We start from the raw sequence: 15,400 nt of genomic DNA on the forward strand, positions 1-15,400 counted from the left end.
ACGGGATCGACCCTCGCCAAGGACGTCCAATACCATGCCGCAGGAGCAAGACGAGTCTTTTGGATTGGGCGTGCGGCATCTGACCGTCACGCTCGCCGCTCCCAACGCGAGATGGCAGAAAGCCTATGCGCTGGAAGAGGTTAGAATCCGAGGTGCGCTCGGATCTCTGGCGCTCGACATCCAGCATTTCGGCAGCACCGCCATCCCGGCGATCAAAGCAAAACCAATCATCGACATTCTGATCGGCATCAGACGTTTCGAAGACGGGGCGACCTGTATCGGACCGATGGAGCGGATCGGCTACGACTATGCTGGAGCAGATGTCGTGCCCAACGATCACATCTTCGGCCGCGGCATCAAGGGCGAAACGCGTACGCATCTTGCCCATATCGTCGAACATAACGGTTATAACTGGAAGCGGAATATTCTTTTCCGCGACAGGCTTCGGAGCAATCCAGCTCTCGTCAAAGCCTACGAAGAGCTGAAGATCGATCTTGCGCGGAAGTATGCCGAAAATCGCGCCGCTTATACCGCGTCGAAGAAGGCCTTCATCGACAAAGTCGTAACGGACGGTGATCTCGCCTGACCTTCGGCGGTCAGGCCTTCTTCTCCCAGCGTCCTTCCGGCGTCTGCTGCCAATAGGTGAGGCTGTGCCCCTCGCCTTTCAGCTTCTTCCATTGGGCGCGCGCGGCTTCGAGTTGTTCCTGGTCGTATCCGTCGAACATGAAGACGATCCGTTCATAGGTGTCGACCGGCGGCGGTTCGGCCGCGTCGACGACGAAACGCACGGTCGCGGCGTTGGCGTTTCCAGCGGATGCCGTCAGCAAGACGGGCTGGTCTTCGGCAAGTTCAGCCTCATCCGTGCCATGCGGCAGAAAACTGTCTTCACGGAACGTCCAGAGATGCGAATCGAGCGCGTCCCTTCGGGCCGGCTCCTTCACCTGGATCGCGACACGCCAGCCGCGCCCGACGCTCTTGTCGACGAGTGGCGGCAGGGCGTCTTCCAGCTTGGATTCGGTCAGATGATAGAACAGGACTTCCGTCATGCGCGCGATCAGGCTTCGTAGTGGTCGCGTACGAGGCGATCCAGCAGCCGGACGCCAAAGCCGGAACCCCAGGACTGGTTGATCTCATCCAGCGGCGAACCCATTGCGGTGCCGGCGATATCGAGATGCGCCCAGGGGGTGTCCTGCACGAAGCGCTTCAGGAAATGCGCCGCCGTGATCGAACCCGCGTAGCGGCCGCCGGTGTTCTTCATGTCGGCGAACTTGCTGTCGATCATCTTGTCGTATTCCTTGCCAAGCGGCATGCGCCAGACCTTCTCACTCGTGGAGAGGCCGGCCTCCGTCAATCGGCTGGCAAGCGCGTCGTCGTTCGAAAACAAGCCGGCATGGACGCTGCCGAGCGCCACGACGACGGCACCCGTCAGCGTCGCGAGGTTGATCATGAACTGTGGCTTGAAGCGGTCGTTGCAATACCACAGCGCGTCGCAGAGCACGAGACGGCCTTCGGCATCAGTGTTGATGACCTCGATCGTCTGGCCAGACATTGAGGTGACGATATCGCCCGGGCGCTGGGCATTGCCGTCCGGCATGTTTTCTACGAGGCCGATGATACCGACGGCATTGACCGCTGCCTTGCGGGCGGCGAGCACATGCATCAGGCCGGTGACAGCGGCTGCACCGCCCATGTCTCCCTTCATGTCCTCCATGCCTGCCGCCGGCTTGATCGAGATGCCGCCGGTGTCGAAGACGACGCCCTTGCCAACGAAGGCGACGGGACGCTCCTTGGCCTTTCCGCCCTTCCACTGCATGATGGCAAGGCGCGGCGGGCGAGCGGAACCTTGGGCGACGCCGAGCAACGCCCCCATGCCGAGACGCTTCATCTCGCGCGCCGTCAGGATTTCGACCTCGACGCCGAGTTTTTCCAGCTGCTTTGCCTTTGCCGCGAACTCGACGGGGCCGAGCACGTTCGGCGGTTCGTTCACGAGATCACGCGCAAGGTTGACGCCATCGGCGACAACTTCAGAATCGGCAAAGGCCTTCGTTGCGCCGGCTGCATCGGCGGTAATGATGGTGACCTTGGTTGCCTTGCCGTTCGCCTTGTCCTCGTCGTCGGTCTTCTTCGTCTTGTAGGTATCGAAGCTGTAACCCCGCAGCAGAATGCCGAGCGCGAAATCCGCGGCAATCTTTGCATCGATATCAACGCCTGGGGCATCAATGAAGATGGTCGCCTTCTCGACGCCCTTGATCTTCGAGGCAGCCGTACCGCCGGCCTTCAGCCAGTCATGCGCCGTCAGTTCTTCGGCCTTGCCGAGACCGATCACGATAAGGCGTTCGGCCGGCGAGCCTTCGGGGGCGACAAGATCGAGCGTGCTCACCGGTTTTGCCGAGAATTTCGCAATTTTCATGGCCCTAGCGATGACGCTGGCCGGGTCGGCGATCTCGGCTCCCGCAGCCAAATCGGCGTCGCTTGCCTTCAGCAGAATGCTCAGTCCGCCGCTGATCTTGGCCGACTTTGAAAATGAGATATCGAATTTGGCTGCCATGTCTTCTCCATTCGGATTCTGTGGAATCCAACCGGCGGCGATAATTTCGGGTTTCAGCGCTGAAAACAAGCGTGATCTGGAAACCATGGACAAATCTGCAGGACCGAGTCAAAAAGCAACTGTGCTTGCTATGGCGCGCCGGAAACCATGAGAAGAATGCCCTGACGTGACCGCTAGTCTTGCAGACAAGTCATCCGCCCAAGCTCGCTTTCCATCCAGCGCGGGATATATTTTTATAGCGCTCTTCTGTCTGTGGTGGGTGCTGCTTCTGATGTTCCATTCTTTCCCGCAGGTCGATATCGTTGCGTCGTGGCATTTCTTTCTCGTCGAGACCTGCAAACCCTCGAACGCAGCGGCGCAGATTTGCGGACATTTCCCCTCACGTCAGCCCTTTCTGGAAACGCTCAGAACGATTTTCTTTCGGCTGCCGTATGTTGTGGGGGCCGTTCAACTCGCCCTGCTGATTGCGTGCTACCGGCATCACGGCGGAACGTTCAACGCGCTCCGGGCCCGAAACCTCAAGATCGCCCTGGCATCACTGCTGCTTGGACCCGGCCTGATCGCGAACCTCATCCTCAAGGCACATTGGGGCCGGCCGCGGCCGATTGAGACCCTCAACTTCGGTGGCAGCCTCGATTTCGTGCAGGCGGGTTCGCTTGCCGGAAAGTGCATGTCGAACTGTTCGTTTGTCTCCGGAGAGGCGGCAAGCGCCGGCTGGCTGCTCTGCCTCGTCATGCTGATACCGCAACCGGCGCGAACCGGACTGTTTTTGCCGATTTTGGCGATCTCTATCCTCACGCCGCTGATGCGGCTTTCCTTCGGCGCGCACTACTTGTCCGATCTCGTGCTCGGCTGGCTTTTGGCGATTGTGGTTTTTGCCGGTGTCTATGCGTTTACCGATTCGTCACACCGGCCAAAAAATTCTGAAATTTGAATGAAATTTTGACACCTGCTTGTCGCAAATGCGCAGCAAACAGCTTAGATGGGTTCCTGCTGCGATGCCTCCGCTTCGCAGGTGCTTTCAAGGGCAGGCATGAAACTACTAGAGATCTACATATTGCGGCGCGTCGGCCAGATGTTTCTCGTAGCGCTGCTGCCGGTGCTCGCGATCATATGGACGACCCAGGTCCTGCAGCGTATCAACCTGGTCACCGATAGCGGTCAGTCGATTGGCTCGTTCGCCAAGCTTGCGACGCTGATCCTGCCATCGATCATTCCTGTCGTCCTGCCCTTCGCCATTGTGATCGGCGTCACTCAGACGCTGACGACGATGAACAACGATTCGGAGCTGACCGTTATCGATGCGGCCGGCGCAAAACGGAACATCATCATCCGCCCGATCCTGCTGCTTGCGGCCGTGATAAGCATGTTCTCCTTCTTCGTCGACAACGTCGTCGAGCCGAAGGCTAAGACCGGCGCGCGCCAGATGATCGCGGCCGCCTATGCCGATCTGCTGTCCACCGTCATCGAAGAGAAGAACTTCCGCAGGATCGATGAAGGTCTCTACGTGCAGATTTCGGAACGGTTGGCAGGCCGCGTGCTGAGGGGCCTGTTCGTCGTCGACGAGCGCGATCCCGCCTTCGACATGATCTATTACGCACGCGAAGGCGCGGTCGACGATGCGGGAACATCACTCATCATGCGCGACGGCGAAGTTCAGCGCAAAGCCCGTGACGGCAACGTCTCCATCATCAAATTCGACTCCTATTCCTTCGATCTCTCCGATCTGACGCAGAACCGCGGGCAGGCGACGCTTCGGGCCAGCGACCGCGATCTGGCCTTCCTGTTCAATCCGGATCCTGCCGACAAGGATTACATCGCCAAGCCGGGGTCATACCGCGCTGAACTTCACCGTCGGCTCAGCGATTGGGTTCTGCCTTTCGTTTTTGCGCTGATCGCGCTGGCGGTCGCCGGTGACGCGCGGTCGCATCGCGAGGCGCGTCTCCATCCGATGGTCGCGGCTCTGACCCTTGCCTTTGCCCTGCGCTGGGCGTCGTTCTACGCGGCAAACCAGATCGACACGGATCCGTTCTACATCAGCGTGCTGTATGCGATACCCGTCGTGGCCGGCATCGCCGCTATCGTCTTCCTCAGCATGCACAAGCGTCTTTTGATTCCGGCCGCCGTGGGAGAACGCGCCGCTGGCATCTGGCATAGAATCGAGCGACTGCTGCCTTCCGCAATCGGAAAAACGCCCGGAGGCAGCGCATGATCTTCGGCACCCTGGGACGCTACTTCTTCCGCCGGTATCTTGCGATCACGATCTGGTTCTTCCTCGGAATCATCTCGATCGTCTACCTTATCGATTTCAGTGAGACGGCAGGCCGGATGTCGGGCTTGCCGGGCTATACAGTTGCCGGAGGCCTGCTGATGACGGCCGTCAGGCTGCCGCTCATCATTCAGCAGACCGTACCTTTCATAGCGCTCTTCGTCGGGATGACAGTGCTGATCGGATTGAACCGCAGGTATGAACTGGTGGTGGCGCGCGCAGCCGGCATCTCGGTGTGGCAGTTCATGTCGCCTTTCATCGCCGGCGCCTTCCTGCTCGGCATACTGACGATGACCGTCATCAATCCGCTCGCGGCTTGGGGTCAACGGCAGGCGGCACTCGTGGAAACCGATTGGCGCGGCCAGGAGAAAGCAACAAGCAACAAGCCGCAGGTTCCCTGGCTGCGCCAGATCAGCGGCCAGGACGATGTCATCATCGGCGCGCGCACGATTCAGGAGAACGGGACGCTCCTGATCGATGCCGTTTTGATCCACTTCGATTCGGCCGGCCGCGTCATTCTGCGACAGGACGCAGCTTCGGCAAAATTGGAAGATGGTTACTGGCTTCTTAAGAACATTACCGAACGCCGGCCAGGCGAAATCGCGGTTCGAAAGGATACTCTTCAACTTCGCACCAATCTGAAACAGGATTTCGTCCAGGAACGGTTGACAGCGCCTGAAACCATTGCCTTTTTTGATCTTTCCAATCGAATAGCAATTGCCAAATCCTTCGGCGTTCCGACGAAGGCACTGGAGACGCAATTCCACTCATTGCTGTCCCAGCCGCTGCTGCTTGTCGCGATGACTCTCATTGCTGCAACAGTGTCGCTAAAATTTAGCCGGTTCAACCAGTCGAGGTCGGTGATTCTGGGTGGAATCCTTTCGGGCTTCGTGCTTTATGTCGTCAACGTGCTTGTAAAGGCATTTGGAAGCAGCGGAGTCGTACCGCCTTTCGTGGCGGCCTGGATTCCGGTCGTCGTCGCATTGGCTCTCGGCGCAACGATTCTGCTTCATCAGGAGGACGGCTAGTGGCGGCAGGCGACCGCAAGACTTTTAGTAAACAGTTGGTTGCCCTGCTCGCAGGGACGACTCTGCTCAGCTATTCCGGAAACATTCCCGCCGTATTCGCGCAAGATTCGACGCTGCAGAGGCTGCAGCCGAGGGTCGATCCCGAAGCGAAGATGATGCTTTCGGCCAACGAGCTCGTCTACAACCGCGATCAGCAGATCGTCTCCGCAATCGGAGGCGTACAGATCAACTATGCGGGCTACAAAATGGTGGCCCAGCGTGTGGAATACAACCAGAAGACGGGCCGGATGATGGCGATCGGCAATATCGAGCTGATCAGCCCCGACGGCAATCGCATGTATTCCGACAAGCTCGACGTGACAGACGACTTCGCCGAAGGTTTCGTCAATGCGCTGCGCATCGAGACTACGGACAACACGCGCATCGCCGCTGAAAGCGGCGAGCGGGTCAACGACAATCTGATGATCCTCAACAAGGGCGTTTACACGGCATGCCTTCCCTGCGCCGAACGCCCGGAACGCCCGCCTTTCTGGCAGGTCAAAGCCGAGCGCGTCATCCAGAACGGCGAAAAACATACCATCCGGCTGGAGAAGGCACGCTTCGAACTGCTCGGTCATCCGATCGCCTTCCTCCCCTGGATCGAGGTTCCCGACCAGACGGTCAAGCGGAAGTCCGGCTTCCTGTTCCCCACCTTCAGCACATCACAGAACCTCGGCTTCGGCCTGACGGTTCCCTACTACTACGTTTTCTCGCCGAGCATGGACCTGACAGTCAGCGGCACCGGCTACACGAATCAGGGCTTCCTGCTCGATGCTGAGTTCCGGCAGCGTTTCGAAAACGGCACGCATACGCTCCGCGTTGCGGGCATCAACCAGATACATCCGCAGAGCTTCACCGAGGACACGAGCGACCGTGAAGCCGATAACCGCGGAATGATTGGATCCCAGGCAGAGTTCAAGATCAATCCCCGCTGGACATTCGGCTGGGATGTCATGGTGCAGAGCGACAATAACTTCTCGCGTACCTACGAACTCAAAGGCTTCAACGAAACGACCCACAACAACCAGGTTTATCTGACGGGTCTCGGCAAGCGGAATTACTTCGACATCAGATCGTTCTATTTCGACGTCCAGGATGCCGATCCCGATAGCGAGGCAGAAAAAGAGCAGGCGATAGTCTATCCGGTGATAGACTATCATGCCGTGGCACCGCAGCCGCTTGCCGGCGGCGAGCTGTCGCTCGATGTCAACTTTACGAATATTTCGCGCACCCACGACAGCTTCTTCCTCAACCCTGTGGGCGAAAACCGCTTCCCAGGCCTCGAGGGACAGACGTCCCGCCTGACGGGCGAGTTGGAATGGAAGCGTACTTTCGTGACGCCCCAGGGCGTGCTTATTACGCCTCTGCTCGCCGCACGAGGCGATGCACTCGCGCTCAACATGGACGATCCAAGCATGCTTGGAACTTACGACGGCAATTACGACGACAACGAAAGCGCAACGCGCGGAATGATCACCGCCGGCCTGGAGGCGCGCTATCCGATCCTGATGACCACGGCAAACAGCACGCACGTCTTCGAGCCGATCGCACAAATCTACGCCCGTCCCGACGAGCCGCTGGCAGGCGCCCTACCCAACGAGGACGCGCAAAGCTTCGTTTTCGACGCGACGTCGCTTTTCGAACGTGACAAGTTCTCGGGTTACGATCGCATCGAGGGCGGCACGCGCGCCAATATTGGCTTCCAGTACACCGGCACGTTCGACAACGGCTACAAGCTTCACGGCATTTTCGGCCAGTCCTATCAGCTTGCCGGTCAGAACTCGTTTGCCGAGGACGATCTCGTGAATGTGGGGGCGGATTCGGGTCTCGAGACCACCCGTTCCGACTATGTCGGACTGGCCGGTGTCGAGACGCCGCAGGGGCTTTCCTTCGCCGCCTCGTACCGCCTGGACGAGGAGGATCTTTCCTTCCGTCGCGGCGATCTGACGACCGGTTTCCAGACCGATACGTTCCAGAGCCAGCTTCTCTACACCCATATTTCCGCACAGCCGGACTACGGGTTTGCTGAAGACAGCGATGAAATCCAGGCCAAGGCAACGGTCAAGTTCAAGGACTACTGGTCCGTCTTCGGTGGCATCGCATGGGATCTCAACAACGATGTCGTCAGCAGGAAGACACTCGGCCTTTCCTATGAAGACGAATGCACGATCTTCACAATCGCCTATACTTCGAAACGCGATACGAGCGACCAGTCGGCAAGCGATTGGAGCATCGGTGCCAGACTCACGTTCCGCACGCTTGGCGATATCAACGTTGGATATTCTGACGATATCGAAAAGAATATCTACAATAATTGATCGCGACATTGGATGGCGAAAGAAAGTGGGGCCTTTCTTTCGCCGCAACACTATGCAGGACATTGCCGTCAATCAGGTTATGAGGCATAGGGATGTCGCTTGGCGGTATCCGGCCTCGGCAAAGCTGTGTACACGCGCACTTGCTGCCGCAGCGTCTATGGGAAGGATTGACACATGATTGGCGCGAGAAAGATTGTCACAACTCTGTTTGCCGGAGCTGCCTTGTGCGTGCTCGGGGCGCTTGTTCAGCCCCATGGCGATTCCGCTTTTGCCGCCAGCGAAGTCAAGGCCGTCGTCAACGGGGTGGCGCTGACCACAGGCGACGTCGCAAGGCGCCAGGCGTTCCTTCGTCTCCAGCACCAGAAGGCCGATGCGAAGACGGCAGAAGAATCGCTTGTTGAGGAGACCCTGAAGCGTCAGGAAATCTCGCGGGTGCGCATGTCCGTCTCTCAGGACGACGTCAATGCGTCCTTTGCGCGCTTTGCATCCGGAAACAAGCTCTCGACCGAGCAGCTTACCCAAATTCTCACTCAGGCCGGGGTCGGCGCCGATCATTTCAAGCAGTATATTGCAGTGCAAATGAGCTGGCCGCGTGTCGTCAATGCGCGCTATGGGTCGAGTGCCCGCATGTCGAGCAGCGATCTCGTCAGTCGCATGATGGAAAACAACAAGCAAAAACCGGTCACGACCGAATACATGATTCAGCAAATCATCTTCGTGGTGCCGCAAGCGAAGAAGGGCATTACGGGCAAGCGCAAGAGCGAGGCCGAAGCCTCACGTTCGAAATATCCGGGCTGCGAACAGGCAAAGGTCTTTGCAGCAACGATGCGCGACGTCTCGGTCCGCGAACTCGGCCGGATCCTGGCGCCCGAACTTCCGGCCGAGTGGAAGCCATTGGTCGAGCAGGCCAAGGGCAATACCACGGCGACCCGCGTGACGGACAAGGGCGTGGAGTATCTTGCGATCTGCAGCCAGCGCGAGGTGTCCGACGATACGGCCGCTGAGATCGTTTTCCGGCAGGAAGACCTCGACAAAGCCAAGGCCGGCAAGAGCGCGCCGGAAAACGAAAACGCCGCCAAATATATGGAAGAGCTGCGCAAGAAGGCGCAGATCATCTATCGCTGACCGCCGTGGCTACCCCATTTTCGCGCCCGCTTGCGCTGACGCAAGGCGATCCGGCCGGCATCGGCCCGGACATAACCCTGATGGCCTGGCTGAGGCGGCGTGAGCTTGGCCTGCCACCTTTCTTTCTGATCGGCGACCCAGACGTGCTGGCGGTACGAGCGCGGCAGCTCGATCTTTCCGTCGCGATAGCTGAGGCGAGCGCTGCAACGGCTTCGGATGTCTTTGCCGATGCCCTGCCCGTCCTGCCAATTCCTGCCGGCGTCGAAGTGGCCGCCGGCGAGCCGCATGTCGCGACGGCGCCTGCTACGATCGCCGCGATCGAAACCGCCGTATCGCTGGTCGTCAAAGGCGAGGCGGCAGGCGTCGTCACCAATCCCATCGCCAAAGCCGTCCTTTACGAGGCTGGCTTCAAATTTCCGGGACATACTGAATTTCTTGCCGATCTCGCTACCCGCGCGACCGGCAAACCGGTTAGGCCCGTTATGATGCTGGCAGGCCCCAAGCTGCGGGCGATCCCGGTTACTATTCATATCCCGATCAAGGACGTTCCCCAGGCTCTGAGCGGCGAACTGATTGTGGAAACGTGCCGCATCGCACACGCCGACCTCCGACAGCGCTTCGGCATCGAGAGACCGCGCCTTGCCGTCGCCGGTCTCAATCCGCATGCTGGCGAAAGCGGAGCGATGGGACGCGAGGACGAAGACATCATTCATCCCGCCATACAGCTTCTGCGCTCAGAGGGCATCGACGCGATCGGCCCCCTGCCCGCCGATACCATGTTCCACGACGAGGCTCGCGCCCGGTATGATGTCGCGGTCTGCATGTATCACGATCAGGCCCTGATCCCGGTCAAGGCGCTTGGCTTCGACGATTCCGTCAATGTGACGCTCGGCCTGCCCTTCGTGCGGACATCGCCGGATCACGGAACGGCATTCGGTATTGCCGGTAAGGGCCTTGCGCGCGAACAGAGCCTGATTGCCGCCCTCAAGCTTGCAGCCCATCTCAGTCGTTCGGCGGAACATCGCTGATGGCCGCACTCGATGGTCTGCCGCCGCTCCGGGACGTGATTCAGCGTCACGGCCTCGATGCGCGCAAGGCGCTCGGGCAAAACTTCCTTCTCGACCTCAACCTGACGCAGAAAGTGGCACGCACGGCAGGATCGCTGGAAGGCTGTACCGTCTTCGAGGTAGGCCCTGGACCCGGCGGGCTGACGCGTGCCATCCTGGCATTAGGGGCGAAAAAGGTGATTGCCGTCGAGCGTGATCCGCGATGCCTGCCCGCGCTAGCGGAAATATCGGACCACTACCCTGACCGGCTCGAGGTTATGGGCGGTGATGCGCTGAAGACCGATTTCGAGGCGCTGGCGCCCGAGGGACCTGTCAAGATCATCGCCAATCTTCCCTACAATGTCGGCACGCAACTGCTGGTGAACTGGCTGCTGCCAAAAGAATGGCCGCCGTTCTGGGAATCCCTGACGCTAATGTTCCAGAAGGAAGTCGGTGAGCGTATCGTCGCCGCACAGGACGACGACCACTATGGTCGGCTCGGCGTGCTTTGCGGCTGGCGGACCGATGCGTACATGGCCTTCGACGTCTCGCCGCAGGCCTTCACGCCGCCGCCGAAGGTGACGTCGACGGTGGTGCATCTGACGCCGAAGGAAAACCCCATCCCCTGCGCCGTCGCCAATCTTGAAAGAGTAACGCATGCTGCCTTCGGTCAGCGGCGCAAGATGCTACGCCAGAGCCTCAAGCCGCTGGGCGGCGAGAGCCTGCTCAATAAGGTAGGCATCGATCCGCAGCGCCGGGCGGAAACGCTTTCCGTCGAGGAATTCTGCCTGCTTGCGAATTCGCTTTAGAGAGCGGGTGTTTCTTCCAGCAATTTGGTGACGAAATCGTAGATGCCGTGCCGCCGGTCGCGGCGCAGGCGTTCGGCCTTCACGATCGACTGGACGGCGTCGAAGGCGGTGTCGAGGTCGTCGTTGACGATGACATAGTCATATTCCCGCCAATGGGAGATCTCGGCGCGCGAATTGGCGAGGCGCTGGGCGATGACCTCTTCCGAATCTTCGGCACGCCGGTGAAGGCGCGACTGCAATTCAGTCATCGTCGGCGGCAGGACGAAGATCGACACGACGTCTGCCGACATCTTCTCCTGCAACTGCTGGGCGCCCTGCCAGTCGATATCGAAAAGCATGTCGCGGCCTTCGGCCATCGCAGCTTCCACCGGCTCGCGCGGCGTGCCGTAGAAATTGCCGTGCACTTCGGCCCATTCCAGCAGGGCATCGGAATCGCGCAGCCGCTCGAATTCGCGAATGCTCTTGAAATGGTAATGAATGCCCTCGACCTCGCTCGGGCGCCGCTGGCGGGTCGTCACGCTGACGGAGAGGCCGATCTGCTTGTCCTGTGCCAGCAGCGTCCTTGCGATCGTCGACTTACCCGCGCCCGAAGGCGACGAGATGACGAGCATCAGACCGCGGCGGGCGATCGGAACGGGCGAAGCTTTCGCCGGTTTCATGTCCTACTCCAGATTCTGGACCTGTTCGCGGAACTGGTCGATGACGACTTTCAGTTCGATGCCGGCAGCCGTGACCGCCGAGGCATTCGACTTGGAACAGATAGTATTCGATTCGCGGTTAAATTCCTGTGCAAGGAAATCGAGCTTGCGGCCGACCGGACCACCGCGGCCCAACAGATCGCGCGCAGCCGCGACATGCGCCTTCAGCCGGTCGATCTCTTCGCGAAGATCGGCCTTGGTCGCGAGCAACGCCGCTTCCGCATGCAGCCTGTCGCGGTCAAGCGCGCCTATCCCGTCCATCAGCAAGGCAACCTGCGCCTTGATGCGCGCGGAAATCTCCTGCGGCGTGCGCGACGGGTCGTGCTCGATCGCATGCGTCAGGTCTTCGATCGTCGAGACGTGATTGAGCAGCACGCGGGACAGCGCGGCGCCCTCCTGCTCCCGCATATGCTTCAGGTCGGCGAGCGCGGCGAACAGGCCGTTGGTGATGTCCGAATCGCGCGCGGCGATCTCTGCCTCGCTGTCCTCGGTCTCGCGAAACTCGACGAGCCCGCGGATGGAAAGCAGTGTATCGAGGGTCAGCGGCGCCGGATCGATGACGCCTGCAAGCTGGTCGCGCATGGCGAGCACGTTGGCCAGCGCTTCCTGGTTGAGAACAGTTTCGAAGCGGTTCTCGCCTGCCGAGACCGACAGGTTGACCTGCATGTTGCCGCGGCTGAACTGTTCGCCCGTGACGCGGCGGACGTCGGTTTCCATGCGCTCGAGGCCAGGCGGCAGGCGAAGCCGCAGGTCAAGCCCCTTGCCGTTGACCGACCGCAGTTCCCATGCCCAGCGCCAGCGGCCGCTCGTTCCCTCGCGCCGCGCAAAACCAGTCATGGACTGCAAAGCCATCCGAGCCTCCGAAATCAATTCGTCTTCTTTTTCTTCTGCTGAGCCGCCGGCTCGGCCTGAGCTTCCGGCTGGCCGTCGACCACGATATTCGGATCGGCGCCCTTGTCAGCTGCAAGCTTGCGCCAGCGCTTGACATTGGCATTGTGCTCTTCAAGCGTCGCCGCAAAAACGTGGCCGCCGGTGCCATCGGCAACGAAATAGAGATCCGCGGTCTTCCACGGATTAGCAACCGCTTCCAGGGCATCGCGGCCGGGATTTGCGATCGGCGTCGGCGGCAGGCCCTTGATCAGGTAAGTGTTGTAAGGCGTTTCCTTCTTCAGGTCCGACAGGAAGATCGGCCGGTCGGCAGGCTTTCCGTCGCCACCGAAGAGGCCGTAGATGATCGTCGGATCGGATTGAAGCCGCATGCCTTTGGCGAGCCGGTTGAGGAAAACGGACGCGACGTGCGCGCGCTCATCCGGAATACCTGTCTCCTTCTCGACGATCGAAGCGAGTATCACGAACTCTTCCTTGGATTTCAGCGAGACCGAAGGATCGCGCTTCTCCCAGATCTGATCGACGAGCTTCGTCTGTGCCGCGGCCATCTGGTCGATGATCTCGGGGCGTTTCGTGCCGCGGGAGAACTTGTAGGTGTCGGGACGCAGGCTGCCTTCGGGTGGCAGCGCCGTCGGCAGCTCGCCTTCGAGGACGGTATCCCCGTTCATGCGGTTGAACATCTGGCGCACCGTCAGGCCCTCCGGGAAGGAGATCGAATAGAGGATCGATTTGCCGGACTTCAGCAGTTCCATGATGTCGTTCATGGAAGCCTTCGCCTTGATCTCGTATTCACCGGCCTTCAGGCTCTCGCCCTCTTTCAGGTAGGTCGCCGTGAGGTAGCGGAAGATGCGGGCATCGGAGACGATGTTGTTGCGCTCGAGATTGGTGGCGATTTCCGAAAGACCGGCGCCGCTGCGCACGATGAAATTGGTGTTCGTTTCCAGCGGACCGGGCTCCTGGTAGCTGGAGATCGCGTAATAGAACGCGAAGATGCCGGCGGCGCAGGCAAGCACGACCATCGTCATCAGGAAATTCAGGAAGATGACGACCTGGCTGCGCGCCTTCTTCGAGCGCTTCGGCGGCTCCGGAACGCGTTCCGGTCGCAGCGCTTCATTGGGCGACTTCGGAATGATCGGCCCATTCTGCGCAGGCTGGCTGTTGTGGCCCGCCGCGTCGTTGCTCTGATTCGTATCGCTCACCGGCAATCCTCTAAACTTGGCCCTGTCCGCTGTTTTAAGAAGCAATACGGCAAAAAGCAGGTAGGGCCATCCTCCCGAAGGTACTGGCCCGTCCTCCTGTCGCTTCAAAAACCGCCGTCAGGCGGTGTAGCGGCGCAGCACCAGCGATGCATTCGTACCCCCGAATCCGAAGGAATTCGAGAGTGCGACATTGATTTCTCGCTGACGAGCCCTGTGTGGAACGAGATCGATGGCGGTTTCGCGCTCGGGATTATCGAGATTGAGCGTCGGCGGGGCGACGTTGTCGCGGATCGCAAGCGTCGCAAAGATCGCCTCGATGGCGCCTGCAGCCCCCAGCAGATGACCGGTCGCCGACTTTGTCGAAGACATCGAAATCTTTGACGCCGCGTTGCCGACCAGACGCTCGACAGCGCCAAGCTCGATCGTATCGGCCATGGTCGACGTGCCGTGCGCGTTGATGTAATCGACATCCGCAGGCGTCAATCCGGCGCGCTTCAGTGCCATGGCCATGCAGCGCTGCGCGCCATCGCCGTCTTCCGCCGGTGCGGTGATATGATAGGCGTCGCCCGAGAGGCCGTAGCCGACGACTTCCGCATAAATCTTTGCGCCGCGCGCCTTGGCATGTTCCAGCTCTTCGAGAATGACGATGCCAGCTCCCTCGCCCATGACGAAGCCGTCGCGGTCACGGTCGTAGGGACGCGACGCCTTCTCAGGATCGTCATTGTGCTGCGTAGAAAGCGCCTTGCAAGCCGCGAAGCCCGCGAGCGAGATGCGGCTGACCGGCGATTCCGTTCCACCCGCGACCATGACATCTGCGTCGCCGAGCGCGATCATACGGGCGGCATCGCCGATGGCGTGGGCGCCGGTCGAACAGGCGGTGACGACCGAGTGGTTCGGCCCTCTCAGCTTGTGGCGGATAGAGACCTGACCGGATACGAGGTTGATCAGACGGCCGGGGATGAAGAAGGGCGAGATGCGGCGCGGACCCTTGTCACGCAGCGTATAGCCCGCTTCTACGATGCCCTCGATGCCACCGATGCCTGAGCCGATCAGCACGCCGGTCGCGATCTGATCCTCATCATTGTCAGGATGCCAGTTGGCGTCGTTCAGTGCCATGTCGGCGGCGGCCATGCCGAAGATGATGAAGGGATCGACCTTGCGCTGCTCCTTCGGCTCCATCCAGTCGTCCTGGTTGAATGTGCCGTCGGTGCCGTCGCCAACCGGAATGCGGCAGGCGATCTTGGCAGGAAGGTCGTCCACCTCGAATTCGGTGACAAGACGAGCGCCGCTGCGTCCGGCGAGCAGCCGCGACCACGTCACGTCAGTTCCGCATCCCAAGGGTGATACCATGCCGGTACCAGTGATGACGACCCGTCTCATCGACAGCTTCCCCGCCTGTTCTTTCGCTAACGCAATGCACAAACAAAAAGGGC

Annotated in this window: 14 protein-coding genes; 8 read left to right on the forward strand and 6 right to left on the reverse strand. The window is 60.1% G+C overall.

Annotated features, from left to right (window positions below; all coding sequences use genetic code 11):
• Positions 1–34: 34 nt before the first annotated feature.
• On the forward strand, positions 35–586 hold the full coding sequence (locus ACZ9BX_RS09005; RefSeq protein WP_476217251.1) for a GrpB family protein: 552 nt from the start codon (positions 35–37) through the stop codon (positions 584–586).
• A 10-nt stretch (positions 587–596) separates the two neighbouring features.
• On the opposite strand, the gene ACZ9BX_RS09010 is transcribed toward ACZ9BX_RS09005, so the two are convergent.
• Positions 597–1,046, reverse strand: a complete 450-nt coding sequence (locus ACZ9BX_RS09010; protein WP_476217253.1) for a DNA polymerase III subunit chi — start codon at positions 1,044–1,046, stop codon at positions 597–599.
• 8 nt (positions 1,047–1,054) lie between these two features.
• The gene (locus tag ACZ9BX_RS09015; protein WP_476217255.1) at positions 1,055–2,548 is read right to left on the reverse strand and encodes a leucyl aminopeptidase; all 1,494 of its coding nucleotides are present in this window, start codon (positions 2,546–2,548) and stop codon (positions 1,055–1,057) included.
• Positions 2,549–2,819: 271 nt separating this feature from the next.
• On the opposite strand from ACZ9BX_RS09015, the gene ACZ9BX_RS09020 reads away from it, so the two are divergent.
• From ACZ9BX_RS09020 to rsmA, 7 genes are all read left to right on the forward strand, one after another.
• Positions 2,820–3,482 (forward strand): phosphatase PAP2 family protein, encoded by a 663-nt coding sequence (locus ACZ9BX_RS09020; protein ID WP_476217257.1) that lies wholly within the window; start codon positions 2,820–2,822, stop codon positions 3,480–3,482.
• Between the two features lie 99 nt (positions 3,483–3,581).
• On the forward strand, positions 3,582–4,760 hold the full coding sequence (locus tag ACZ9BX_RS09025) for an LptF/LptG family permease (RefSeq protein WP_476217259.1): 1,179 nt from the start codon (positions 3,582–3,584) through the stop codon (positions 4,758–4,760).
• Complete coding sequence (gene lptG, locus ACZ9BX_RS09030; RefSeq protein ID WP_100772741.1) at positions 4,757–5,845, forward strand: LPS export ABC transporter permease LptG; 1,089 nt, start codon at positions 4,757–4,759, stop codon at positions 5,843–5,845. Before ACZ9BX_RS09025 ends, lptG begins: the two co-directional genes overlap by 4 nt.
• Positions 5,845–8,202: an LPS-assembly protein LptD gene (locus ACZ9BX_RS09035; RefSeq protein ID WP_476217262.1), complete on the forward strand. Its 2,358-nt coding sequence runs from the start codon at positions 5,845–5,847 to the stop codon at positions 8,200–8,202. The genes lptG and ACZ9BX_RS09035 overlap by 1 nt, the downstream gene beginning before the upstream one ends.
• A gap of 174 nt (positions 8,203–8,376) precedes the next feature.
• Positions 8,377–9,327 (forward strand): SurA N-terminal domain-containing protein, encoded by a 951-nt coding sequence (locus tag ACZ9BX_RS09040; protein ID WP_476217264.1) that lies wholly within the window; start codon positions 8,377–8,379, stop codon positions 9,325–9,327.
• Positions 9,328–9,332: 5 nt separating this feature from the next.
• The gene (pdxA, locus tag ACZ9BX_RS09045) at positions 9,333–10,355 is read left to right on the forward strand and encodes a 4-hydroxythreonine-4-phosphate dehydrogenase PdxA (protein WP_476217266.1); all 1,023 of its coding nucleotides are present in this window, start codon (positions 9,333–9,335) and stop codon (positions 10,353–10,355) included.
• Positions 10,355–11,182, forward strand: a complete 828-nt coding sequence (gene rsmA, locus ACZ9BX_RS09050) for a 16S rRNA (adenine(1518)-N(6)/adenine(1519)-N(6))-dimethyltransferase RsmA (RefSeq protein WP_086996530.1) — start codon at positions 10,355–10,357, stop codon at positions 11,180–11,182. Before pdxA ends, rsmA begins: the two co-directional genes overlap by 1 nt.
• Here rsmA and gmk read toward each other — a convergent pair.
• The 4 genes from gmk to fabF form a co-directional block, all read right to left on the reverse strand.
• Positions 11,179–11,841, reverse strand: coding sequence for a guanylate kinase (gene gmk / locus ACZ9BX_RS09055; RefSeq protein ID WP_476217269.1), 663 nt, complete (start codon positions 11,839–11,841; stop codon positions 11,179–11,181). The genes rsmA and gmk overlap by 4 nt on opposite strands.
• 3 nt (positions 11,842–11,844) lie before the next feature.
• Positions 11,845–12,732, reverse strand: coding sequence for a YicC/YloC family endoribonuclease (locus ACZ9BX_RS09060; protein ID WP_476217271.1), 888 nt, complete (start codon positions 12,730–12,732; stop codon positions 11,845–11,847).
• Between the two features lie 14 nt (positions 12,733–12,746).
• Positions 12,747–13,967 carry an endolytic transglycosylase MltG gene (gene mltG / locus ACZ9BX_RS09065; protein ID WP_476217273.1) on the reverse strand — a complete coding sequence of 407 codons (1,221 nt, stop codon included), beginning with the start codon at positions 13,965–13,967 and terminating at the stop codon, positions 12,747–12,749.
• Positions 13,968–14,084: 117 nt separating this feature from the next.
• Positions 14,085–15,347 carry a beta-ketoacyl-ACP synthase II gene (gene fabF / locus ACZ9BX_RS09070; protein ID WP_476217275.1) on the reverse strand — a complete coding sequence of 421 codons (1,263 nt, stop codon included), beginning with the start codon at positions 15,345–15,347 and terminating at the stop codon, positions 14,085–14,087.
• Between the last annotated feature and the right edge of the window lie 53 nt (positions 15,348–15,400).

Source organism: Rhizobium sp. USDA 3886 (assembly GCF_056279785.1).

Bases quoted from the DNA above. Each gene is read 5' to 3' on its own strand.
- ACZ9BX_RS09005 (WP_476217251.1), top strand. From the start codon at position 35: ATGCCGCAGGAGCAAGACGAGTCTTTTGGATTGGGCGTGCGGCATCTG.
- ACZ9BX_RS09010 (WP_476217253.1), bottom strand. From the start codon at position 1,046: ATGACGGAAGTCCTGTTCTATCATCTGACCGAATCCAAGCTGGAAGAC.
- ACZ9BX_RS09015 (WP_476217255.1), bottom strand. From the start codon at position 2,548: ATGGCAGCCAAATTCGATATCTCATTTTCAAAGTCGGCCAAGATCAGC.
- ACZ9BX_RS09020 (WP_476217257.1), top strand. From the start codon at position 2,820: ATGTTCCATTCTTTCCCGCAGGTCGATATCGTTGCGTCGTGGCATTTC.
- ACZ9BX_RS09025 (WP_476217259.1), top strand. From the start codon at position 3,582: ATGAAACTACTAGAGATCTACATATTGCGGCGCGTCGGCCAGATGTTT.
- lptG (WP_100772741.1), top strand. From the start codon at position 4,757: ATGATCTTCGGCACCCTGGGACGCTACTTCTTCCGCCGGTATCTTGCG.
- ACZ9BX_RS09040 (WP_476217264.1), top strand. From the start codon at position 8,377: ATGATTGGCGCGAGAAAGATTGTCACAACTCTGTTTGCCGGAGCTGCC.
- rsmA (WP_086996530.1), top strand. From the start codon at position 10,355: ATGGCCGCACTCGATGGTCTGCCGCCGCTCCGGGACGTGATTCAGCGT.
- gmk (WP_476217269.1), bottom strand. From the start codon at position 11,841: ATGAAACCGGCGAAAGCTTCGCCCGTTCCGATCGCCCGCCGCGGTCTG.
- ACZ9BX_RS09060 (WP_476217271.1), bottom strand. From the start codon at position 12,732: ATGGCTTTGCAGTCCATGACTGGTTTTGCGCGGCGCGAGGGAACGAGC.
- fabF (WP_476217275.1), bottom strand. From the start codon at position 15,347: ATGAGACGGGTCGTCATCACTGGTACCGGCATGGTATCACCCTTGGGA.